This is a genomic window from Natronorubrum thiooxidans (assembly GCF_900156475.1).
Classification (GTDB): Archaea; Halobacteriota; Halobacteria; order Halobacteriales; family Natrialbaceae; genus Natronorubrum; species Natronorubrum thiooxidans.
Window position 1 is genome coordinate 120,608 of the sequence record NZ_FTNR01000012.1, and the last position, 22,265, is coordinate 142,872.

Below are 22,265 nucleotides of genomic sequence, written 5' to 3' on the forward strand. Positions count from 1 at the left end.
GGCCCGTATTCGGGACGATTCCATATAGCCGACGGGGCTATCGCCGCAATACTGTGTCGACGAGAATACTTAAGCAGGTGGCACTACCACTGTGCTGATATGGCGATCGATACGATACTGCTTGCAGTCGGACCAATGGACACTGTACGCGCCGAGGAACTCGCCGACACCGTCCTCGAGATTGCGGACCCCCTCGATGCGAAGGTCGTGATCGGCCATGCCTTCACGGAAGACGAGTACGAAGACATCCACGACGACCTCGGCTTCGATGCCCGTGTCGACGACGTCGACCCTGACGAGGTCGCCGCCAAACGCGCACCGGTCGGCGACCTCGAGGAAATCTTCGCCGATGCCGGCGTCGACTACGAGGTACGGGGGGCACTCGGCGAGGTCAGCAGCAAGGTCGTCGATATGGCGATCGATGTCGATGCCGACCGGATGGTCGTCGGCGGCCGACGGCGCTCGCCCGCAGAAAAGGCCGTCCTCGGCTCCGTCTCTCAGGAGATCATCCTGCAGGCTCCGTGTCCGGTCACGTACTTCCGTGACCTCGACGTCATGGAGTAAGCCGCTGAACGGCGGCGGTTTTGGACTACTTCGATCGGGATGGGAGCGGCGCATCAGGATCGGTGATCTATTGGAATGAGTACTCGTTGTCGAGTACGATCTGTGTAGTTAAGTACGGTGACGGTCGTCTGTAGGACAATGGACTACTATGCGGGCGTCGATCTCGGTGCGACGAACGTCCGGGCCGCCGTCGCGACGGACGACGGGACGACAATCGGCACTGACCGTCGATCCACACCGCGGGGCCCGACAGGAATCGACGTCACCGAGGGCGTGCTTCGGACGGTTCGGAAGGCCTGTGGCGATGCTGGTATCGCTCCCGAGCAAGTGGTCGCGGCTGGAATCGGCTCGATCGGCCCGTTCGACCTCGCGGAAGGAACGGTGATCGATCCCGCGAACCTGCCGGACTCGATCGACCGCATCCCGCTGACGGGGCCGATCGAGAAACTGATCGACAGCGACAAGATCTATTTGCACAACGACACCACGGCCGGCGTTATCGGCGAACGGTTTCACGCCGACCGCAACCCCGACGACATGGTCTACATTACGATTTCCTCGGGGATCGGCGCTGGCGTCTGTTGTGACGGTGCGGTGATGGACGGCTGGGACGGCAACGCTGGCGAGGTCGGCCACTACGTTGTCGACCCGCGCGGGCGACTAACCTGTGGCTGTGGTCACGACGGCCACTGGGAGGCCTACTGTTCGGGTAACGCGATCCCGGACTACACCCGACTACTCGCCGAGGACGATCCAACGATCACGACCGACATTCCCCTCGAGAGCCCCGATTTCACGGCCAAAGACGTCTTCGAGTTCGCCGGCGAGGACGAACTGGCCGACTACGTCATCGACCAGCTTGCCCACTGGAACGCGATCGGCGTGACGAACGTGATCCACTCCTTTGCGCCGATCGTGGTCTCTTTTGGCGGGGCCGTTGCCCTGCACAACGAGGAACTGGTCGTCGACGCCATCCGCGAGCGCGTCTCGGAGATGGTGATGACCAACGTCCCCGAGATCCGCGTCACCGACCTCGGCGACGACGTCGTCCTCGAGGGAGCCATCGCCAGCGCCCTGACCGGCGGTACGGGCGATCGCAAGCGACTGTAATTCCGACGCCGTCGTCGCCACGCCGTCGTGTCACTGCGTGCTACCGACCACACGTTATTTGACTGGTCGGACGCTGGGTTCCGTATGCAGCGGAGAGCGTTCCTTCGAACGGGCGGTGTCGCTGGAGCGACGCTGGCCCTCCCGTCGTCGGCCGTGGCGTCGACGGCGTCCGGCACGGCAGCCGCAACCGAGTTCGGCTCAGACGGCGAACCGCTTGGCCGTGTCGAGGTCGACGGCGCTGCCGAAGCCGTCGTCGGCGACGCCGGTGAGACGGCGTATCTCGCCGCCACCACCGGCTTCGCGACTGTCGATATCAGCGATCCCGCTGATCCCGCCGTGCTCGCCGAGCGACTCGACCTCGAGGCCAACGGCACGCGCATGACCGAAATCCTCGACGTGACGGTCGACGGCGATCGGCTGGCCGTCGTCGGACCCGCAAACGAAACGTCCGCGGACGTCTTCCACGGCTTCGTACTGTATGATGTAAGCGATCCCACCGATCCCGTCGCCGTTGGCCACTACGAGACCGGGTATCACATCCACAACTGCGTTCTCGAGGATGACCTGCTCTACGTCGTCGAAAACGACACCGACGGTCACTCGCTGGTCATCTTCGATGTCAGTGACGACCCTGAAGAAATCGGCCGCTGGTCGCTGCTCGAACACGACCCCGAGTGGGCGGACGCCTTCTGGCTCACGCGCTATCTCCACGACGTGACGATCCACGACGACATCGCCGTTCTCCCTCACTGGGACGCCGGCACGTACTTGCTCGACATCAGCGAGCCGACCACGCCCGAGTTGCTCTCGCGGGTGCGCGAAACGGATTTCGAGGCCCAACGGGATCTCGGGGATCGGGAGGCCTACATGGGGCTGCCGGGCAACGATCATTATGCGATGCTCGACGACGGTGGCGACCTCCTTGCAGTCGGTCGCGAGGCCTGGTCGGTGGATGGTGACGCGCCGGACGGACCGGGCGGAATCGACCTCTATGACGTCAGCGATCCCGCCGGACCGGAGCGGCTGTCGACGATCGATGCCCCTGCGGCCGACGACGCGTCTTACTACGGCGGGATGTGGACGATTGCGCATAACTTCGACTTCCACGACGGCCGCCTCTACTCGTCGTGGTATCAGGGCGGTGTCAAAGTCCACGACGTCAGCGATCCCGCCGACCCCGAGGAACGCGCCCACTGGCGCAATGCTGACGACGCGGGGTTCTGGACCGCCCGCGTCGCCGACCCCGGCAACACGTTCGTCGCGAGCAGCACACCGTTGATCCCCAACGCAGACACTGTGGGCGCGCTGTACACCTTCAGGAACGATCTGTCCGGCGCGGACACGGACGGAAGTCTCTTCGATTCGGTTCCCGGCTTCACCGGCCCCGCTGGAGCCGTCGGCCTCGCAGGCGGAGCCATGGCCCTCGAGTGGCTGCGCCGACGCCGCGGTGCCGACGAGCGCTGACGGGCTGCCGTCTGAAACGTTCAGTAACAACCGTGATAGACGGTAGCAGACGTCAAAACCTTATTGATCGCTCGAGTTCCTAGTTCCAATAATGACGGATTCCAACGCTGTCTCTAACGCCGACACCGAGGCACCACTCAAAGAGCGTGTCGAGCGCTGGCTCAGCCGCGAGATGCCGATCATCCAGATGCACGGTGGGACGAGTGCCGTCCGGGCGGCTGACCCGGAGACCGGTGAAGTGATCATCGAACTCGGCGGTGGCTGTAAGGGGTGTTCGGTGAGTAATATCACGACGAGCAATATCGAGGCCGAACTGCTCACGTGGCCCGAGATCGACGAGATTACCGTCCGCGTCCCCGACGCCCGCGAGAGTCTCGGCGGTCCCGACCAGGCCGAGTCGATCATGGGTATCGACCGAACCGAAGGCGGCCGCGGCGACTGGGGTTCTTCGAACCCGGGCAAAGACCACCTCTGACGGTCACTGTTCGTCCCGCTGTGTCGATGTTCTCACCAACCTGCTGCGTGTGTCGCGGTAACGGGGCTGGTGCGTTTTGGGAAGTCCTATATCCTTTTACGCTCCCACTACAGAGTCATATACCATGATGACGCGTGGACGCCTGAACGCAGGAGGTGGCGGCAGTGAGTGACGACCCCGTCGACGAAGACGAGACGGAGACAGATGGCGGCGTTCGCGCCTACACTGTCCGTCTCGAGCTCGTCGATGAACCCGGTGAGCTCCTTCGCGCGCTCTCGCCGATCGCCGACAACGGCGGGAATCTGCTGAGTATCCACCACGAACGCGGGAACATCACCCCTCGCGGGCACATTCCTGTCGAGGTCGACCTCGAGTGCCCGCCGGACCGATTCGACGGCATTGTCGACGCCCTTCGCGACGCGGGCGTCAACGTCATTCAGGCCGGTGCCGAACACTACGGCGAGGAGATCAGCGTCGTGCTGGTCGGCAATCTCGTCGAAAACGACCTCTCGAATACGCTCTCGCGGATCGAAGACGAGGCTGACGCGGTCGTCCGCGATCTCTCGCTTGCCGCGCCCGAGGGCACGGAAGCGGTCTCGAGTGCCCGAATCCGGCTTGCGATCGACTCCGGTCGCTCCGACGCCGCGCTCGAAGCGATCCGCACGATCGGCTCGGAGAAGGAACTCACTGTCGTCGAACCACTGCTCGGAGGTGATGCCTGATGCAACTCGCAATTCTCGGAGCCGGAGACGTCGGCCGCTCGGTCGCCGACCTCGCCGGCGAGTACGGACACGACGTCGTTGCGCTCGCTGACTCGACAACTGCCGCAGTCGACGACGATGGAATCGACATTGCCGGCGCACTCGAGCGAAAGGCCGGCGACGAACCACTGGGCTCGAGCGACCCCGAAGACGTCTTCGACGCCGACTACGACGTCCTCGTCGAAGCGACCCCGACCACGCTGGGCGACGCTGAACCCGGCTTCTCACACGTCAAACACGCGCTCGAGGCCGACCGCCACGTCGTGTTGGCCAACAAAGGCCCCGTCGCGGAACGCTACGAAGAACTCCGCGCGCTCGAGGCCGACAGCGCGGGCTCGATCCGCTTCGAGGCCACCGTCGGCGGCGCGATTCCGGTGTTGTCGACCATCGAGGACTCGACGCCACAGGCCGTCACCGCGGCCCGCGGCGTCCTCAATGGGACCGCGAACTTCATTCTGACCCGCATGGCCGCCGAGGGCCTCGACTACGAACACGTCCTCGCGGAGGCTCAGGACCTCGGTGTGGCTGAGGCCGACCCAACATTTGACGTCGACGGCACTGACGCCGCGCTCAAGTTCGTGATCCTCGCGAACGTCCTGTCCGACGGCGGCTTCTCGCTCGAGGACGCCACGGTTGAGGGCATTCAGAACATTCCCGGCAGCGCACTCGACCTTGCGGCCGAGGACGGCCGCACGATCCGGCTTATCGGCGAAGCGACCCGCGACGGCGTCCGCGTCGGCCCGCGACTCGTCCCCGAAAACGGCCCGCTGGCCGTCACCGGTACGCGAAACATCGTCCAGATCGAGACGCGAAACGCCGGCTCGCTGCACTCGAGTGGCCGTGGCGCTGGTGGCCCGGAGACGGCGACAGCGGTGCTTTCGGACGTCGGTCGACTCCCACCGCTGTAGCGGACCGTTGACCGTCCCCGTAGATTCGCGCTCTCACTGACCGTTCTCTGCAGTCTCTCCTCGTTCTCGTAGCCATTCCCCGTCGCTTCACAGCCACCCACACGATGAGCCTGCTGGGTATGTCTCTACCGATTCAATTGGTACGATATCGTGATTCTTCGGTCGCGCTGGCGGCCGCGGCTTTCGCCTCGAGGGCGCTCGGTTTGACTGGTCGTTGCCCTCGATCGAACATCCCGTGCCGTGTGAATGCTAGCCAAACCGCAAGAAGGCGTCGGGGTCGGCAGAAGACGCTTTCGAAATGGTTTTAACCGCAACGAGCAAAATAGACCGATATAAGCGCCACTGCGCGTGAGCTACAACAATGAGCGAACAACACCAGAACCTGGCCATCATCGGCCACGTTGACCACGGGAAAAGCACGCTCGTGGGACGCCTCCTCTACGAGACAGGGAGCGTACCAGAGCACGTCATCGAACAGCACCGCGAAGAAGCAGAAGAGAAGGGCAAAGGTGGATTCGAATTCGCCTACGTCATGGACAACCTCGCCGAAGAGCGAGAGCGTGGTGTCACCATCGACATCGCCCACCAGGAGTTCTCCACGGACGCCTACGAGTTCACCATCGTCGACTGTCCCGGCCACCGCGACTTCGTGAAGAACATGATCACGGGCGCGTCCCAGGCGGACAACGCTGTCCTCGTCGTCGCCGCTGACGACGGTGTCGCACCCCAGACCCAGGAGCACGTCTTCCTGGCTCGTACCCTCGGTATCGACGAACTCATCATCGGCGTCAACAAGATGGACATCGTCGACTACAAAGAGGAGACTTTCAACGACGTCGTCGACGAAGTCAAACAGCTGCTCAAGCAGGTTCAGTTCCAGACCGACGGCGCCTCGTTCATCCCGATCTCGGCGTTCGAAGGCGACAACATCGCCGAGAAGTCCGACAACACGCCGTGGTACGACGGCCGTACCCTGCTCGAGGCACTGAACGACCTGCCAGCACCGGAGCCACCAACGGACGCACCGCTCCGACTCCCGATCCAGGACGTCTACACCATCTCCGGCATCGGTACCGTCCCAGTCGGACGTATCGAGACCGGTATCATGAACATCGGCGACAACGTCTCCTTCCAGCCATCGGACGTCGGTGGCGAAGTGAAGACGATCGAGATGCACCACGAAGAGGTGCCAAAGGCCGAGCCCGGTGACAACGTTGGATTCAACGTCCGCGGCATCGGTAAGGACGACATCCGCCGTGGTGACGTCTGTGGCCCAGCCGACGACCCACCAAGCGTCGCCGAGACGTTCCAGGCCCAGGTCGTCGTCATGCAGCACCCATCCGTGATCACGGCCGGCTACACGCCGGTCTTCCACGCCCACACGGCTCAGGTCGCCTGTACGATCGAGTCGATCGACAAGAAGATGGACCCCGCAAGCGGCGAGGTCGCCGAGGAGAACCCAGACTTTATCCAGTCGGGTGACGCTGCTGTGGTCACCATCCGACCACAAAAGCCCCTCAGCATCGAGCCGTCCAGCGAGATCCCCGAACTCGGGAGCTTCGCCATCCGCGACATGGGTCAGACCATCGCGGCCGGGAAGGTTCTCGAGGTCCACGAGAAATAAATGCAGCAGGCACGCGTTCGACTCGCAGGCACGAGTCCAGACGACCTCGACAACATCTGTGACGACGTCCGCGAGATTGCGAACAACACCGGCGTCAACCTGAGCGGTCCGATCCCGCTGCCGACGAAGACCCTCGAGGTGCCGACCCGGAAGTCGCCTGACGGCGAGGGCACCGCCACGTGGGAGCACTGGGAAATGCGCGTCCACAAGCGCCTGATCGATCTGGACGCCGACGAACGCGCACTCCGACAGCTCATGCGCATTCAGGTGCCAAACGACGTCTCGATCGAGATCGTCCTCGAAGACTAACGGCCGATCGCGATCGGAATCCGTTTTTCACCGTTTTCTTGACGCTGTCCGGAGTGCTGTCGCGCTCGAGTGAGTTTTCTGTCTCTGTAGCCTGCCGGAGGGACTTTTGATCCTCGCTGCCCACTAGTCGCTATGGTGGATCGCTCGCGGTCGCGGTCGAAACGCAGGGGCCGATCCGGGACCGCTACCGACGGCCCGACCAGTCCCATCTATGAGTTGCTGGTCGTGTTCGCCGTCGTTTTCGTGCTCCAGCAGTTCACGGCACTGCTCGGACTCGGCGTGATGGCCGGCCTGTTCGTCCTCGCGCCGCCGCTGACGACGAACCCGTGGACGATTGTCACGAGCGTCTACGCCCACGGCGGGGTCGGCCATCTGCTCTCGAACAGCCTCGCACTGATCGTCTTCGGCTGGCCGGTCGCGCGGGCGACGACGCGGCTGCGATTTCACGCCTTCTTCCTCGTGACAGGGGCGATCGCCGGGATCTCACAGATCCTCCTCACGAACGCCGCCGCGTCGGTTCCGCTGGTCGGCGTCGCCGGGACCAGCGGCGTTCTGGGTGCCAGCGGTGCCGTCTTCGCGCTGCTCGGCTATCTCGTCGCCTCGAACCGGCTCTCGAGTGGCCTGCGTTCCGTCGTCGACGTTCCACGGTGGCTCGTTGTCGTCATCGTCGTCGGCCTTGCGACCGCCGTCACGCTGGCGACTGCAGCGCCGGGTGTCGCGTTGCTCGCCCACTTCACGGGTTTTCTGCTCGGCTTGCTCGCCGGCCGTGCCCGCCTGCTGTCCGTCGGCTCGCGTCGTACTGGCCGGTGACCGACTGCGCTGCCGTGGTGACCGCTCTCGCGCCATCCCCGAAACACAAGCTACAAATAGAATCCGTGGGTATGGTTGCTCGAGGGCTCGTAGATCAGTGGTAGATCGCTTCCTTCGCAAGGAAGAGGCCTCGGGTTCAAATCCCGACGAGTCCATCAGAATTTTGTAACGTTTCGAGTGACACCGATAGTCGATGTCTTAGCGACTGGCTCGGCATTATGCAGTCGCGATTTCGGCGTACAAACACCCCTTCAAAATAGAGTGATTGCCCGTTCGGGATTCGTCTCCGCGCTGGCTGGTGATTTTCACGAAGGAAATCGGGGGTGGTCGGCGTGACGATCTCGATTTGGTCGTCAGTCGATGGCTCGAGTTGTCGTCACTGTGGCGCTCATGTCTCCGATCGATTCAGCCGCGTGTTCGGTGACGACGACGATCGCGTTCACTGCCGTCATCCCCGATCGTCGACGGCCAGAACCCGGACAGGAACGAGAAGACGCCGGAACCGCCATCGTTGGCCGCTCGAATCTCTTGGTGAGATAGTGGCTCAGTCTCTTCGTCGGCGTTCGCGAGAACAGTCCCGCTCGAGGCCGCCCCCGTCGCGATCGCGGCGGCACCGACACCCACCCGCTGCATGAACGACCGTCGCGCGATCGCGTCGCTCGGCAGCTCGAGATCATGGGCCGTGGGCTGGAGTCGTCGGCCGATATCACAACCCACCCCAGTCACGAACAGGAACAGCACGAGCGCGATCATCGCCAGCGTGAGCAGGCCGACCGCCTCGAGGATTTCGTGCCCGACAGCCGACAGCGGCAGTCGTCGGAGCATCCGCATCAGGGACACCCCGGAGTGCCGCTGATACTCGGTAGGCTGTACCACGTCGCCGTACCGCGGAAAATATCGAAATGCATGGTGTGCCCTCCGGGGTACTTGTAGGCGATGACGTAGAACGCCACGCCGTTCAGAACGACGCTGAACCAGCCGACGTACCACATGCTCTCGAGGGTGACCTGCATCGCTGGGACGAGTGCCTCGAGCACGTTCAACAGCACCGCCAGGAGCACGACGACGGTCTCGACGTCGGTCCAGTCCTCGGGGGTTCGTTCGGTGGTCAACCAGCCGACCACGAGAATCGAGATCGAGAGGATGAACGCGTCGGTGATGTCCGTCCCGTGGGCCGAATAGAGCGAATCCGTGAGCGCAACGTCGAGCGGCGCGCTGAACTGGAGCGTGCCGACCGCGCCGATCGAGAACGACGCCAGCACGAACAGCGGGGCGAGAATACTGTCTGCCACGTCGATACCGTCTTCCTGACGAATCGAGTCAGGGACGTCCGTCTGCGGGAGGCGGACTGCCAGACGACCAGCCGGGTTCCCTGCGCTGACGAACCCATCAGGAGACCCTCGAGAACACCTCGAGTTTCCCGTCAGTCACCAACGGTTATGAGAAGAAGGGTTGCCCACCAGCTATGGCACTGCACACACTCCGCCAGCTGGATCAGGATTCGGTCGGCATCACGCTCCCCAAAGACGACGTCCGCCTCGAGGGCCTGTTAGACGAGCATGGGCGGTTCGAAGGGGAACATCACGTGCATATTCGGCATGAAGGAGAGGGAGAATGGTCGCTAGAACTTATCGAAGAAATAGATTTAGATAGTTAAATTCAGACCTGTGCTCGAGTTATTAGTTGTACACGAGAACAGAAGAATGAGAATTGAACTAAACTGAATCCCTAGGACTATGGCTCATGTTCTGCGATGATAGTTGAACTACTATCAGTAGTCCACGTAATAGTCACTTTTTCAATTTCACCCACATTGTTGGCGAAACTGAAATTAGATGATGAACCTCCTACGTTAGTAATTTCGATTTCATCATCATTTGAACCATCAATAGCAAGATCTATCGAGTTTCCGGCAGTCCAACTGTCACCTTCCAAGTCTACAGTATCTGAGTCTTCACTTGATGTCAAATCTGTAATTTCTACAGTCATCGATAGATCGTCAACGTTGATGTCATCACCACTCTGATGAGCGACTGTTACTTCATCATTGGCTTCGTTGCTCTCCCATTCGAACTGTGCGTTCGGTGCGCTATCGTCGAGGTCACCGATATCCAGGACGAACGCGGCGATCACAGCCGCGAGAATAACAGTGATTGCTACCATCAGTATCACACCAATAACTGGCGATACAGCCCGTTCGTCTTTATTTCCGACTAACTTGTCACGGTATCGTTTCAGATCCATCTTTAGATATCGTAATCGTACTCTGCAATTACAGTTGAGGAGCCATTTGCTTCCCAAATAACCTGAGCGGTTCCTGTATCACCGCTACCTGGACCGTCAAATGTTATTTTATCGCCTGCCGAAATCGGGCTACCGCCGGTGATAGTAGCACCATCGGTCTGATCAGTTTGGAATTTAAGATTGCTTTCATCAATGTCATCACCACTGGTGTGTGTGGCAATGACCTGATCTCTATCAATTTCCCATTCAAATTGCGCGTTTGGTGCGCCATCGTCGAGATCGCCGATGTCCAGCACGAACGCTGCGATCACTGCCGCGAGGATGACCGTAATTGCAACCATCAGTATTACGCCGATAACTGGCGATACTGCCCGTTCGTCGTCGCTGCCGATCAGCTTGTTTCTGTATTTCGTTAGATCCATAGTTGGATTCTGCGTTTTCACGCACCCGCAACGGTGAGACGGCTTCTCTCGAGTGCCACGGTAGCACTCGGTGACGCTCGAGGGGGATTGGAAATCGCACCTCGGCGTTGCCTTCTCGGTGTTTCGGGGCTACTTCCATCCAGTGAAGTCTGTATATATATAATTATCCCGTATTGCAATACATTGGTGAAAACGACGTTTCGCGTCACTTTCAGATATGATAATTAGGGAGAGGTAGAGACCCTACAGCACCCCCTTGAAGCCACGCCGTCTTGCGATTTTTCGACTGTTCAATGAGTCAACACCTATTTGAAGTCTCACATCTGAAACCCAGGATGGACTGGGATACCCCCGTAGTCGACGAGCGTGACCTCGCGCGCACCGACGACGGCGGGGCAGACAGTGATCCGTGGGCGGCCGTCCTCGACTCCCAGGTCGAGATCGCCCGCGACTACGGCTGGTTGGATGCGACCATGCAAGACGGGACGTTTCTCGCACTGAACACGCTCGTCGCGAACGTCTTCTCTGGCGGCTCGATCGCCACCGAGACGGTCGTCCCCTCCTTCGCATTGAATCATCGCGACCGCCGCTCGCACGTGATCGACGCGTTCGAGGATACTCGATCTGGGTGATACGCGCGCTACACCCGTGCACGTACGCGGGGTGTCTTCATGATCGGACACCGAGCGACTGCGAGGCCAGAGACAGCAACTCGAGCCCGTCGAAATGCCCGTCGGCGCGATCGCCACACGCGATCCGCCGCGGTGCGATCACGAACCACCTCAACGAGGAAACGGCACCCGAGACGGTCAGCGAGCGGATGGACGTCTCGCTCGAGGTACTGTACGAGCACTACGACGCACGAACGGAACGTGAGAAGATGGTGGTTCGCCGCCAGGATATTCCGAACTAAAATCCAAAACCGATGATTCACAAAACTACACGACAAAACGGGATTTCACTATCCCGACGAGTCCACTATTCTTGCGCCGCGAGCAAACTCACGAGCGGCGCGAATCGTCGTCGAAGGTGGGGACGAAAGGTGCTTCAGTAATAGGTTGTCACCATGTTTTTATTAACTCGTCTCTGATCCAGTATTATGGACTCTGAAACACTAGTGTATTTCATGTCTATCGGATTGATTTTCCTCGCGATTTGTGCAGCGGTGGTCTTGGCGGTAGCGTACGGGGCGATAGATGTTGTCACCGACTACTACAGTTGGTCTGGTTTCTAACTCGTGACTCGGTGGACCGGCGGTTTTGGGTTGACCGCTCGGAGTTGCACATCGACAGAATCCGGTTTTCAACTAGTCACACGAAATCGGACACACCGTGTGCAACTCTCGAGTCGCTCACAACAACGAGCACGCTCGATCCACGAGTGACCCGCTCATACGGACTGCTGTAGTCACTTACCGCCGATCACTGACCCCGTCTCTGGTGATCGGCGGTAACTCGTTACAGCAGACCGTATCAGTCGCCGCTCACGATTCCGCTTTGGGTGAAATAAACAGCGCACAGTTCGGGCACCACACGGAGTTGTCTGCTCGGACCTTCTGTCTGCCACCACAGTCGGAACAGCGGTCATCCGAGTACTGAATCATACCTGCTCTGTGCAGAGCCAGCACATATCACTTCCGGTCTAATTTTCTCCTTCTATTCTTGGAAATAATATCTGGACTCGAGGACGTTCACGGATAGTGATGACTGTGCGATCACGGCCGCGTTGTGAACAGAACCGGTTGTACGTTCTGCTCGGCCGTCGGCTCTCATACGTACTGCTGTCGGTCACTGACCCCGAATTGGTTAGGTGCTGGCACGCGTTTCTGTCCCTATGCCGACCGCCTACGCTGCGCTGCGAGACCGCCTGCTCGTCTGCTCGAGCGCCGGTTCGAGCCCCGACGCGTGGACCACCACGACGCGATTTGAGGGCTCGAAACTCGAGTGTGTCGCCGCCTCGTCCGATCGACCGGAACGGGTGTTCGTCGGGACCTTCGAAGACGGGGTGTTTCGATCCCGAACCGGTGGCGAGTCGTTCGACCGCCTCGAGACGGATTTTGTCAGCGAGGCAGTCATGTCCCTCGCCGTTAGCCCCCACGATCCGGACGTGATCTACGCCGGGACGGAGCCGAGTCGCGTCTATCGCTCGACGGACGGGGGAGACACCTGGACCCAACTCACGGGGCTGACCGAGCTTCCCTCCGCCGAGGAGTGGTATTTCCCGCCGCGGCCGCACACCCACCACGTTCGCTGGCTCGAGGGCGATCCGTTCGATCCCGACCGCCTCTACGTCGGAATCGAGGCCGGCGCGTTCGTGTTGAGCCCTGACGGCGGCGAGACCTGGCGGGAACGCCCGGCCGGCTCCCGACGGGACAACCACACGCTGGCGACCCATCCCCACCGGGAGGGCCGAGTCTACACCGCCGCCGGCGACGGCTACGCCGAAAGCGACGACGGCGGCGAAACGTGGTCCCGTCCACAGGGGGGCCTCGAGCACACCTACTGCTGGGGGCTGGCCGTCGATCCAGCCGACCCGGAGGCAGTCATCATTTCCAGTGCGCGCGGTGCCTCGAGCGCCCACACGGTCGAGCGAGCCGCGTCGTACGTCTATCGCCGGCGTGGCGACCAGTCGTGGGAGCGACTCGACGATCACGGCCTACCGATGGGCGAGGGCGTCGTCCGTGCCGTCTTCGACACCACGGGCGAGGACGGGGACGTCTACGCGCTGCACAATCGTGGCCTGTTCGTCACCGCGGATTTCGGCGACCGCTGGGAGCGCCTCGAGATCGACTGGGGCGAGGCACTCGAGACGCAGGCACCGCGTGGACTGGTCGTGCTAGCGGAGTAAACCGCTGGCCCTCCGAAACAGACTCGAGGCGACGGTGTCGGCTTCGAAATCCTTTTAGGCGCTACACGGGCATAGTAGAGTAACTGAGTGATATCATGGACGTCGACATCATCTCCGAAACGGAGAACCCCATGTTGCATCGAACGGACGTTACTTTCGAACTGACCCACGAGGACGCCACGCCCTCTCGTCTGCAGGTTCGTGACAGTCTCGCGGCCAAACTGAACAAGGACTCTGACGAGGTCGTCATCCGCAAACTCGACACCAAGTTCGGGATGCGAAAGACCGTCGGCGAGGCCAAAGTCTACGACACGGCCGACGACGCCCGAGAGGTCGAACAGGATCACATGCTCGAGCGAAACAAGATTGGCGCTGAGGAAGCCGACGCTGACGCCGAAGCGGAGGAGGCCTGAGATGTCCCGACACGAACTCTACAACGACGACGGCACCACCGACCGCGAAAAGTGTCCCCGCTGTGGCGACGTCTTCCTCGCCGACCACGGCGACCGCACCCACTGTGGCAAGTGCGGCTACACCGAGTGGGAATAACGGCACCGAGCGGTTTCACTACGTCTTGCACATTCCTGTAGACGCAGCATCCACACGTGAGTTCTGACACCAGAATCCTCGGCATCGAGGGCACCGCCTGGGCAGCCAGCGCGGCGGTGTACGACTGCACAACCGACGACGTCGTCATCGAGAGCGACGCCTACGAGCCCGAAAGCGGCGGCATCCATCCCCGCGAGGCCGCCGAGCACATGCACGAGGCGATTCCGCGGGTCGTCGAACGCGCCCTCGAGCACGCCCGCAACAGCTACGATGGGCCGGCGACGGAGCCTCCCGTCGACGCCGTTGCCTTCTCGCAGGGTCCCGGGCTCGGCCCCTGTCTGCGGATCGTCGGAACGGCCGCACGAGCACTGAGTCAGGCGCTCGAGGTCCCCCTCGTCGGCGTCAATCACATGGTTGCCCACCTCGAGATCGGCCGCCACACGTCGGGTTTCGATTCGCCGGTCTGTCTGAACGCGAGCGGAGCCAACGCCCACCTCCTCGCGTATCGCAACGGCCGCTATCGCGTCCTCGGAGAGACGATGGACACCGGCGTCGGCAATGCGATCGACAAGTTCACGCGCCACGTCGGCTGGTCCCATCCCGGTGGCCCGAAGGTCGAAGCGGCAGCGGAAGACGGTGAGTACGTCGATCTCCCCTACGTCGTCAAGGGGATGGACTTCTCGTTTTCGGGCATCATGAGCGCTGCAAAGCAGGCTTATGATGACGGGGTTCCAGTCGAAGACATCTGCTTTTCGCTTCAGGAGAACATCTTCGGGATGCTGACCGAGGTTGCAGAACGCGCCCTCTCGCTGACTGGGAGCGACGAACTCGTCCTCGGTGGGGGTGTCGGACAGAACGCCCGCCTGCGCGAGATGCTTTCGGAGATGTGCGACCAGCGCGGGGCCAGCTTCCACGCGCCGGACCCACGGTTTCTGGGCGATAACGCGGGCATGATCGCCGTGCTCGGCGCGAAGATGTACGACGCTGGCGACACCCTCGACCTCGCGGACTCGCGCGTGAACCCGAACTACCGGCCCGATCAGGTGCCCGTCAGCTGGCGTGGGAGGTCCGAGCGAAGCGAGGACCTCGAAACTGCGAACGGTGACGTAAGGAACCGCGAGCGCGTCGACGAACCGGACCTCGCGGCCGGTCGCGCCGACGAGTCGCAGGTCCGTGGTGCCGAAGCGCTCGTTACTCTCGAGCCCGAGGCTGGCCGCGTCACGAAACACCGAGAATCGAAGACCTACCGCCATCCCCAACTCGATGACCGCCTCCGCCGGGAGCGGACGACTCTCGAGGCGCGACTGACCAGTCTCGCTCGCCGCGAAGGGGTCCCGACGCCCGTACTCGTCGATGTCGACCCGATCGAGGCACGACTCGAGTGTGAGTACGTCGGCGAGACCGATCTCCGCGGGGGGCTCTCCGTCGAGCGAGTTCGCGACGTCGGCCGCCATCTCGCGCGCCTCCATGGGGCCGGGTTCGTCCACGGCGATCCGACGACGCGAAACGTCAGGGTCGGGCGGCCGAAACGCGCATCTCGAGCCGACGGCGGCGACGGAACGCACGACCGCACGTTTCTCATCGATTTCGGGCTCGGCTACCACACCGATCACGTCGAGGATTACGCGATGGATCTCCACGTCTTCGATCAGAGTCTCGTCGGGACGGCGGCTGAGCCGGCCCCCCTCCGCGAGGCGGTCCGGGAGGGGTATCGAGAGGTCGGCGAGGGGCGGGTCCTCGAGCGTCTCGAGGACGTCGAGGGTCGTGGTCGGTACGTAACCGACTGACTGCGCCAGTCGAGCCGAGCACCCAATACTCATATCACGGGAGACCGTACGGTCACCCATGGCAGACAAGCCGACTTCCGGAGAGATTCTCGGGGTACCGTATAACTTCGAACGACCGAGCTTTAGCAACATGCTCTCGTCGTACTGGCAGCCCGGCGAAGGGATGCTCGTCGAGAAACCCTTTGGTGTCGGGTACTCCCTGAACCTCGCCAACTGGCGCTCGTGGGTCGTCGTGCTCGTTGCCGGGGCGCTCCTGTGGCAGCAAGAACAGGGTTCGTCGGAACAACAGGACGTTGACGACGAACCCGTCGAAGTCATCGTCGACGACGACAGCAACTAACGTCTGTTACGGGTCACAGTGTGACCCGCACTCGAGTGTGTTCCTGCCGTATGAAGCCGTGAGCCGCTGAGAGCTATCGCTCGAGGGTGTCGGCGTCTGTATCGAGCAACCGACGCCTATTTTCCGTCCGGGACCCCCGCCTCGTACATGGCCATTCGATTCGTCACCGGCAACGAAGGCAAAGTTCGGGAGGCACGCGAGTATCTCGAGGGGCTCGAGCCCGTCGAACAGATCGAGTACGACTACACCGAGATCCAGAGCGACTCGCTCGGAGAGATCGCTGCCCACGGCGCTCGCGAGGCGTTCGAGGAGTTGGGAAGCGACGAGCCAGTGCTGGTCGACGACGCGGGTCTGTTCGTCGACGCACTGGGCGGGTTCCCGGGACCGTACTCGGCGTACGTCGAGGACACTGTCGGTGTCGAGCGACTCTGGCAGCTCGCGAGCGAGGAGGATAATCGCCGTGCACGCTTCAAGACCGTCCTCGCCTATGCAGACGAAACCGGCATCGAGACGTTCGAGGGGACGGTCGCCGGCACGCTCGTCGCCCCGCGCGGCGAGGGCGGGTTCGGCTACGATCCGATCTTCGAGTACAACGGGCAGACGATGGCCGAGATGAGCACCGAGGAGAAGAACGCGATCTCCCACCGTGGCCGCGCGCTCGCCGCGTTCGTCGAGTGGTACGCCGACCGCGAGGCATGACGCGACTCGAGTCCGCGTTCGACCTCTATTCTCGCGGGTCACAGTCCGGCCCCGGATACGACCCGCCTTCGACGACGTCGTAGAGGCTTTCGGGATCGAACAGCCGCGCGAACGCATCCGGCGGGCGAACGCTGACCGAGACGCGAGGCTGTAACGTGAGCCCGGCCCGTGCCGAGCCAAGCCCCTCGTCGTACGACAGCAGGTGGGCCGCACCGCCGCGATAGGCCGAGGCGAGCGCCGGATGGTCGCCTTCGGGCTGGTCGACGGCAACGCGGTCGGCCTCGAGTCGCGCCCGGTGGTCGGCCGCGAGGTCCGAATCGGCGAGGGTTGCGACGAGTCGTTCCGTCTGCTCGAGGAGTGGATCGCTCGCGACGAGGTCGACCCACGAGTGGCTGCGGACGTGATCGAGTGCTGCGCGGGCGTCACCATCGACGAGGAGGTCGGCGGCGAGCACGTCCGCGTCTGCAACGACGCGTGCGGGGTCGGGCTGGTCAGACATCGTCACCGTCCTCCGAATCCGAGTGCTCGTCGGTCGTCGTCCGAATCGCCTCGAGGGAAACGTCGTACGCCGCGGCGCGGTCGAAGAGGGAGTCCCAGGATACTGTCATTGCCGGCTGTTGGATGGCTGGGGGCAAAAGCGGTCTGTCTCCTGTCCCTGCGCTGGTCCGGACGCCCGCTTTCGCCCGTCGTCGGTCTCGTTACTCGAGTCGAGACGCGAGCCAGAACGCGCCGGTCCCGAGGACGAAGGCGACGCCGACGTTGATCGCCAGCCCGACGACGCCAACGCCGACGACGACTGCGAGCGCTCGATGGCCGTCGATGGGGGAAACGGCTGCGCGAGCGAGTTCGAGTGCGACGACGACGAGCAAGACGCCGAGTAGGGAGAGCGGGAACGCGGCGAGGAGTGCGCCGGTAGCGACCAACGCGAGTGCGAGGTAGCCTACGCCGAGGAAAACGTTCGCACCGCCGGTTCGGGCACCGAAGGCGTACTTCCCCGCGAGCCCGCCGCTGCCGTGGCACATCGGGACGCCGCCGATCGGAATCGCTGCGAGACAGGTCACGCCCATGCTCGTTGAGAGGGTGTCGGCGGAGACGTCGCGGTCGTAGAGGTCGCCACAGAGCACGGCAGTCGCGATCGCGGCGTTCCCGACGGTCATGCCGAGCTGGGCGACGGTTCCCTCGAGTGCGGCCCCGGACAGCGTCGGCGCTCCTGCGGGAAAGAGTGCGGGTTCGGGGAGACGGGGTGTCGGAACCCCCGCCGTCGCGACGGCGACGACGCCACCGAGGCCGAGGACGAGCAGGACGCTCGCTCCCCGATAGCCGACGACGGCGAGCAGGCCGACGACGGCGAGTCCGGCCGCGGCGATCGAGAGGTTCCCGGCCGAGAGCCCGACGGCTGCCTCGAGCAACAACAGGGCGACGGCGAACTGGACACCGCGGATCACGGGCTCGCCGACGATCGTCTGGAGACGACCGACGAGTCCGAGTTTCCCCACGGACAGGAGGATACCGCCCGCAAGCAACCCGGCAGCGGCGAGTTCGGGATAGGAGAGCGAGCCGACAATCGCCAGGCCGATCAGTGCTTTCATCGGTTCAACGGAGAGTGGCATCCCGTAGTACATCCCCCAGACGATCTGGAAGACGCCGAAGCCGACCAGCACGTGGGGAAGCGAGACGCTCGTCGTCGCCGCGAGCGCGACCAGCAATGGGAGGACTGTAACCGAATCTCCTAGCGCACCCGTCAGTTCACTCGTCGAGAACTCGAGGTCGGAACCGAGCCGTGAACGGATCGAGTACGCCATCTATCGGCGATAAGACCGACAGGCACTTTACGCTTGTCTGTAATCACTCGAAGTTACGCTCTCCAACCGCCACTAGTGGATTCGGTTGTCTCGAGTCGGCCCAAAAAAGCTCAAACAGCGCCGGCGAGACGGTACGGACGGCTGCTATCTCGGTGTGGGCTCGGCGTCGTCGATCGTCTCCGGAACCGGGTTGGCCGTCGAGACCGCCTCGGGGTCGATATCGTCGGCGGCTCTTGCCTCCGGCAGTTCGTAGCCACTCTCGGTGTCGTAGCGCTCGAGATGGGCGTTCAACTCGCCGGCGTGTTCGGTGAGGACGGTCGCGCTGTGGGCGACGTGTGAGAGCGCATCGGCCTGAGCGGACGCCCGTCGGGCGGCTCTCGCCGACGTCGTCGCGGTCGCATCGCTCGTCTCGGCGGCGTTTTCGACCAGGACGACGACCTCCTCGGTCGCGGACGCCTGTTGCTGGGTCGCTGCGGAGATCTCCTGGACACCGTTGTTCGTCTGCTCGGCGAGGTCGGCGATCTGCTCGAGCGCGTTCGCGGCGTTTTCGACGTCTTCGGCGCTGTCCTCGATCCGCTCGCGGCTGGTCCGGACCTCGTCGGCCGCCGAAATCGCCCGTTCTCTGAGCGTCTCGAGGCGTTCTTCGACCGATTTGACCGAATCGTAGACCTCTTCGGAGAGGTTCTGGATCTCGTCGGCGACGGCACCGAAGCCCTGCTCGCTGCTGTCGATCGACCGCGAGGCCTCGATGTTGGCGTTGAGTGCCAGCATGTTCGTTTGCTCAGCAATATCACTGATCGAATCGACGAGGTCGTCGATCTGTTCGGCCTCCGTTTCCAGTTGTTCGATCTCTTGGAGCGTCCGTTCGGTCTCCGCGTCGATCACGTCCATGCCGTCGATCGCGTCACTGGCGGCGCGACTTCCTTCCTGTCCGGCCCGTGCGGTCCGATCCGCTGTATCGGCGACTTCCGAGGCCGTCGCGGCGATCTCCTCGATCGTCGTCGAGAACGACTCCATCTCCGCGGCGACCGTCCGAAGCTGTTCGTGTTGTTCCTCGTTGTCCTCGACGACCGCGGTCAGCGCGTCGCTCGTGCGGTCACCCTCGGCCCGAACCGTCTCCATACTCGTGTTCAGTTCGTGGCTGTAGGTGACGACCTCGCCGGAGAACGACTTCAGTGTCGTGAACGTCTCCTCGATTTCGGCGAGCATCTCGTTCGAGTTGCCCGCCAGCTCGTCGACCGCGTCGTGGCTGCCGGGGTGATCGAATCGCTGGGTGAGATTCCCGTCAGCGACCGACCGTGTCGTCTCCGCGTGCGTTTCGACCATCCGCTCGAGGTCGGTCAGCGACTGGTCGGTTCGTTCACTGGCTGCCAACTGATCGCGAATCGATGCAAGTGAGCCCTCGAGCGGTGCGACGGCGTCGTCCCCGTCGGTTTCGAAGGAAACGTCGTACGTCCCGTCCTCGAGTTTGGCTGTTCGATCGGCAACGTCGTCGATCGCCGCACGCAGTTCGTCACGCTGACGGGGTGCGGTTCGGGCATCCGAGACTGCAGCGATGAGCATCGCCGTCACACCGGTGGCAACGACACCGCCGACGCCGACGCCGAGTCGCTCCGGCGTCAGATCGCCGAGGGCGACTCCGACGAGGGCCACGGCGGCGACGCCGACGAGCATGATTGTGATGGCAAAGCCAAACGGCCGGTTCGACTGCAGCGCGTTCGGAAGCGCTGACGAACTGGTCGCCGATGCGGTGTCAGTCATCGTTGCCTCCAGCTGGTGTGTCGGCCGTCGATTCGAACTCGAGTTCGGCCGTCGTGTCGGTCGTCCGTCGAATCTCGAACCGACAGGCGTCGTCGCCGTCGTGCATACACGTCTGTTCTTGGTAAACCAGGTTCTCGTCGAAGCGGTCTGCGACGCCCTCGATCGCGCCGCGAGCGATATCACACAGCTTTCGGTCCGAGTCGTACGTGATCTTCACCCGGTTTTCGTCGATCCGTTCCGACCGAATTCGAGGTGTCGTCAGCGTCGTCAGATCTCGTGTCCGCAACGACGTGTGAAACTGCTGGATGTTCGCGATGAGTTCCAGACCATCCCACTCGTCGTCGATATGGAGGGCGTAGGTCTCGAGCAGCGCCGGGACGACCCACTTCCCGTACTGTGCCAGAATCGTCCGCGGGCTCTGATCGGTGAGTTCCCCAGCCGTGTGTACGAGTTCGTAGACGTCGCGGTCCGGATAGACCGTTACCGGAACGTAGACCTTCTCCTCGAGGTCGGCCTCTCGCTGAATCGTCAGCCAGGCGTCCTCGCCGTAGGTGTCGACGACGAACGCTTGCAGTGTTTTCAGGATTATACCGTGCATTCAGTCTCCCCCCTAGTGGCTCGCCAGCCGTTCACCAAAATTAATCTATCAATCATTATGATATCTGCCGGCTATTTCTGTCACTACATCTTAGCTGTTTTCCCGCTGACCCGTTGACAGCGCCCTCACCGATCGGCTGTCGACTCGAGGGCGGCGTCGAGAATCGACTCGAGCGTCGCTCGCTCCTCGGCTGGAAGCGCCCGGAGCGGGCGGCGCGGCTCGCCGATTTCCTGGCCGCGCAGTTCGAGGGCGGCTTTGACGCCAGCAACGCCGTAGGTACCCGTCACCGCACGGTTGAGTTCGACGAGGGCCGTATTCTGCGCTCGAGCCGCGTCGAGTCGCCCCTCCTCGTGGGCGCGGTAGATCGCACTCGCTCGTTCGGGAGTGACGTTTGCCAGCGCGAGCACGCCACCGTCAGCGCCGACTGCAAGCCCCGCCGCATACGTACTTCCGCTGCCGACGAGCACCGAAAACGCCGCGTCGTCGGTCAGTGTGACGAGTCGCTGGACCGACTCGAGGCTCCCGCTCGAGTCTTTGATCCCTGCGATGTTGTCGTGTGTGGCCAGCGAGCCAGCGGTCTGTGGTGAGAGAGTGTGATCGGTGAACTTCGGCACGCTGTATAACACGATCGGGATCGGCGACTCGTCGGCGAGATCGCGATAGTACGACTCGAGGGCCGCGTCGTCCGATCCGTAGTACGATGGTGTGACGACGAGTGCCGCATCCGCACCCGCCTCGGCAGCGCGTTCAGTCGTGTCGAGGGTCGGCTCGTACCCCTCCTGACCCGTCCCCGCGAGAACCGGGAGCTCGGTCGTCTCGGCGACGGTCTCGATGACGTGTATGCGTTCATCAGCCGTCAGCAGCGGTGCTTCACCAGTCGAGCCACAGGGGACCAGGAAATCGACTCCGTTCGTCTCGAGCCAGTCGACAACCGTCGCGAGTCGGTCGTGATCGATCGCTCCAGCATCGTCGAACGGGGTCACAAGTGGAACGCCAGTGCCGTGCATGAGTAAAACGTTCACATTGACGTCCTCCTGCGCCTAAAGTCGCAGGAATCCCGCGGTACTGCACCGCTGCGTTGGGAATTTCAGGTTTGCAACCCTACCAGACACCAATCCAGTTAGAATCTGAATGGTGCCCGCGGTCTTGCGGGTGGGGTCAACTGGGAGCGCCAAACCCCCGGTACTCCTA

24 protein-coding genes, 1 tRNA gene and 3 pseudogenes are annotated in these 22,265 nt (G+C 62.6%); 20 read left to right on the top strand and 8 right to left on the bottom strand.

Going from position 1 to position 22,265, the window contains the following annotated elements:
* Window positions 1-99: 99 nt before the first annotated feature.
* The 11 genes from BW940_RS15580 to BW940_RS22670 all read left to right on the top strand — a co-directional run bounded on the left by BW940_RS15580 (window position 100) and on the right by BW940_RS22670 (window position 8,660).
* Window positions 100-564 carry a universal stress protein gene (locus BW940_RS15580; protein WP_076610143.1) on the top strand — a complete coding sequence of 155 codons (465 nt, stop codon included), beginning with the start codon at window positions 100-102 and terminating at the stop codon, window positions 562-564.
* Window positions 565-702: 138 nt separating this feature from the next.
* Window positions 703-1,674, top strand: a complete 972-nt coding sequence (locus BW940_RS15585) for an ROK family protein (protein ID WP_076610144.1) — start codon at window positions 703-705, stop codon at window positions 1,672-1,674.
* Between the two features lie 84 nt (window positions 1,675-1,758).
* Entirely contained in the window at window positions 1,759-3,138 is a 1,380-nt protein-coding gene (locus tag BW940_RS15590; protein ID WP_076610145.1) for an LVIVD repeat-containing protein, read from the top strand.
* A 91-nt stretch (window positions 3,139-3,229) separates the two neighbouring features.
* Window positions 3,230-3,613, top strand: coding sequence for a NifU family protein (locus tag BW940_RS15595; protein WP_076610146.1), 384 nt, complete (start codon window positions 3,230-3,232; stop codon window positions 3,611-3,613).
* A 155-nt stretch (window positions 3,614-3,768) separates the two neighbouring features.
* Window positions 3,769-4,335 carry an amino acid-binding protein gene (locus BW940_RS15600; RefSeq protein WP_076610147.1) on the top strand — a complete coding sequence of 189 codons (567 nt, stop codon included), beginning with the start codon at window positions 3,769-3,771 and terminating at the stop codon, window positions 4,333-4,335.
* A complete protein-coding gene (locus BW940_RS15605; RefSeq protein WP_076610148.1) occupies window positions 4,335-5,282 on the top strand; it encodes a homoserine dehydrogenase in 948 nt (315 codons plus the stop codon). The genes BW940_RS15600 and BW940_RS15605 overlap by 1 nt, the downstream gene beginning before the upstream one ends.
* Before the next feature lie 361 nt (window positions 5,283-5,643).
* On the top strand, window positions 5,644-6,906 hold the full coding sequence (tuf, locus tag BW940_RS15610; RefSeq protein ID WP_076610149.1) for a translation elongation factor EF-1 subunit alpha: 1,263 nt from the start codon (window positions 5,644-5,646) through the stop codon (window positions 6,904-6,906).
* Window positions 6,907-7,215 carry a 30S ribosomal protein S10 gene (gene rpsJ, locus BW940_RS15615; protein WP_008160457.1) on the top strand — a complete coding sequence of 103 codons (309 nt, stop codon included), beginning with the start codon at window positions 6,907-6,909 and terminating at the stop codon, window positions 7,213-7,215.
* A 132-nt stretch (window positions 7,216-7,347) separates the two neighbouring features.
* The gene (locus BW940_RS15620; protein ID WP_076610150.1) at window positions 7,348-8,025 is read left to right on the top strand and encodes a rhomboid family intramembrane serine protease; all 678 of its coding nucleotides are present in this window, start codon (window positions 7,348-7,350) and stop codon (window positions 8,023-8,025) included.
* 83 nt (window positions 8,026-8,108) lie between these two features.
* A tRNA-Ala gene (locus BW940_RS15625) sits at window positions 8,109-8,180 on the top strand.
* Between the two features lie 177 nt (window positions 8,181-8,357).
* Window positions 8,358-8,660 (top strand): DUF7563 family protein, encoded by a 303-nt coding sequence (locus BW940_RS22670; protein WP_449406679.1) that lies wholly within the window; start codon window positions 8,358-8,360, stop codon window positions 8,658-8,660.
* A gap of 291 nt (window positions 8,661-8,951) precedes the next feature.
* Here the strand turns inward: BW940_RS22670 and BW940_RS15635 are convergent.
* Window positions 8,952-9,380: pseudogene (locus tag BW940_RS15635) on the bottom strand (hypothetical protein); the annotation flags it as partial.
* Between the two features lie 110 nt (window positions 9,381-9,490).
* On the opposite strand from BW940_RS15635, the gene BW940_RS15640 reads away from it, so the two are divergent.
* Window positions 9,491-9,682, top strand: coding sequence for a hypothetical protein (locus tag BW940_RS15640; protein ID WP_076610152.1), 192 nt, complete (start codon window positions 9,491-9,493; stop codon window positions 9,680-9,682).
* Window positions 9,683-9,759: 77 nt separating this feature from the next.
* Here the strand turns inward: BW940_RS15640 and BW940_RS15645 are convergent, their stop codons facing one another.
* Window positions 9,760-10,269, bottom strand: a complete 510-nt coding sequence (locus BW940_RS15645; RefSeq protein WP_076610153.1) for a type IV pilin domain-containing protein — start codon at window positions 10,267-10,269, stop codon at window positions 9,760-9,762.
* A 2-nt stretch (window positions 10,270-10,271) separates the two neighbouring features.
* On the bottom strand, window positions 10,272-10,691 hold the full coding sequence (locus BW940_RS15650; RefSeq protein ID WP_076610154.1) for a type IV pilin domain-containing protein: 420 nt from the start codon (window positions 10,689-10,691) through the stop codon (window positions 10,272-10,274).
* Between the two features lie 335 nt (window positions 10,692-11,026).
* Here BW940_RS15650 and BW940_RS15655 point away from each other — a divergent pair.
* The 8 genes and pseudogenes from BW940_RS15655 to BW940_RS15690 form a co-directional block, all read left to right on the top strand.
* Window positions 11,027-11,305: pseudogene (locus BW940_RS15655) on the top strand (hypothetical protein); the annotation flags it as partial.
* A gap of 11 nt (window positions 11,306-11,316) precedes the next feature.
* Window positions 11,317-11,604: pseudogene (locus BW940_RS15660) on the top strand (tyrosine-type recombinase/integrase); the annotation flags it as partial.
* Window positions 11,605-12,524: 920 nt separating this feature from the next.
* On the top strand, window positions 12,525-13,538 hold the full coding sequence (locus BW940_RS15665) for a beta propeller repeat protein (RefSeq protein WP_076610155.1): 1,014 nt from the start codon (window positions 12,525-12,527) through the stop codon (window positions 13,536-13,538).
* A 95-nt stretch (window positions 13,539-13,633) separates the two neighbouring features.
* Window positions 13,634-13,951: a 30S ribosomal protein S24e gene (locus BW940_RS15670; protein WP_076610156.1), complete on the top strand. Its 318-nt coding sequence runs from the start codon at window positions 13,634-13,636 to the stop codon at window positions 13,949-13,951.
* A gap of 1 nt (window position 13,952) precedes the next feature.
* Window positions 13,953-14,087: a 30S ribosomal protein S27ae gene (locus BW940_RS15675; RefSeq protein ID WP_076610157.1), complete on the top strand. Its 135-nt coding sequence runs from the start codon at window positions 13,953-13,955 to the stop codon at window positions 14,085-14,087.
* Between the two features lie 56 nt (window positions 14,088-14,143).
* The gene (locus tag BW940_RS15680; protein WP_076610158.1) at window positions 14,144-15,874 is read left to right on the top strand and encodes a bifunctional N(6)-L-threonylcarbamoyladenine synthase/serine/threonine protein kinase; all 1,731 of its coding nucleotides are present in this window, start codon (window positions 14,144-14,146) and stop codon (window positions 15,872-15,874) included.
* Between the two features lie 58 nt (window positions 15,875-15,932).
* Window positions 15,933-16,214 (top strand): DUF5808 domain-containing protein, encoded by a 282-nt coding sequence (locus BW940_RS15685; RefSeq protein WP_076610159.1) that lies wholly within the window; start codon window positions 15,933-15,935, stop codon window positions 16,212-16,214.
* Between the two features lie 147 nt (window positions 16,215-16,361).
* Window positions 16,362-16,913, top strand: coding sequence for an XTP/dITP diphosphatase (locus BW940_RS15690; RefSeq protein WP_076610160.1), 552 nt, complete (start codon window positions 16,362-16,364; stop codon window positions 16,911-16,913).
* A gap of 25 nt (window positions 16,914-16,938) precedes the next feature.
* Here BW940_RS15690 and BW940_RS15695 read toward each other — a convergent pair whose 3' ends face one another.
* The 5 genes from BW940_RS15695 to BW940_RS15715 form a co-directional block, all read right to left on the bottom strand.
* Window positions 16,939-17,412 (bottom strand): DUF7384 family protein, encoded by a 474-nt coding sequence (locus tag BW940_RS15695; RefSeq protein WP_076610161.1) that lies wholly within the window; start codon window positions 17,410-17,412, stop codon window positions 16,939-16,941.
* Window positions 17,413-17,611: 199 nt separating this feature from the next.
* On the bottom strand, window positions 17,612-18,715 hold the full coding sequence (locus BW940_RS15700; protein ID WP_076610162.1) for a putative sulfate/molybdate transporter: 1,104 nt from the start codon (window positions 18,713-18,715) through the stop codon (window positions 17,612-17,614).
* 144 nt (window positions 18,716-18,859) lie between these two features.
* Entirely contained in the window at window positions 18,860-20,476 is a 1,617-nt protein-coding gene (locus BW940_RS15705) for a methyl-accepting chemotaxis protein (protein WP_076610163.1), read from the bottom strand.
* Window positions 20,469-21,074 carry a heme NO-binding domain-containing protein gene (locus tag BW940_RS15710; RefSeq protein WP_076610164.1) on the bottom strand — a complete coding sequence of 202 codons (606 nt, stop codon included), beginning with the start codon at window positions 21,072-21,074 and terminating at the stop codon, window positions 20,469-20,471. Before BW940_RS15710 ends, BW940_RS15705 begins: the two co-directional genes overlap by 8 nt.
* A gap of 125 nt (window positions 21,075-21,199) precedes the next feature.
* The gene (locus BW940_RS15715; RefSeq protein ID WP_076610165.1) at window positions 21,200-22,081 is read right to left on the bottom strand and encodes a dihydrodipicolinate synthase family protein; all 882 of its coding nucleotides are present in this window, start codon (window positions 22,079-22,081) and stop codon (window positions 21,200-21,202) included.
* Window positions 22,082-22,265: the final 184 nt, after the last annotated feature.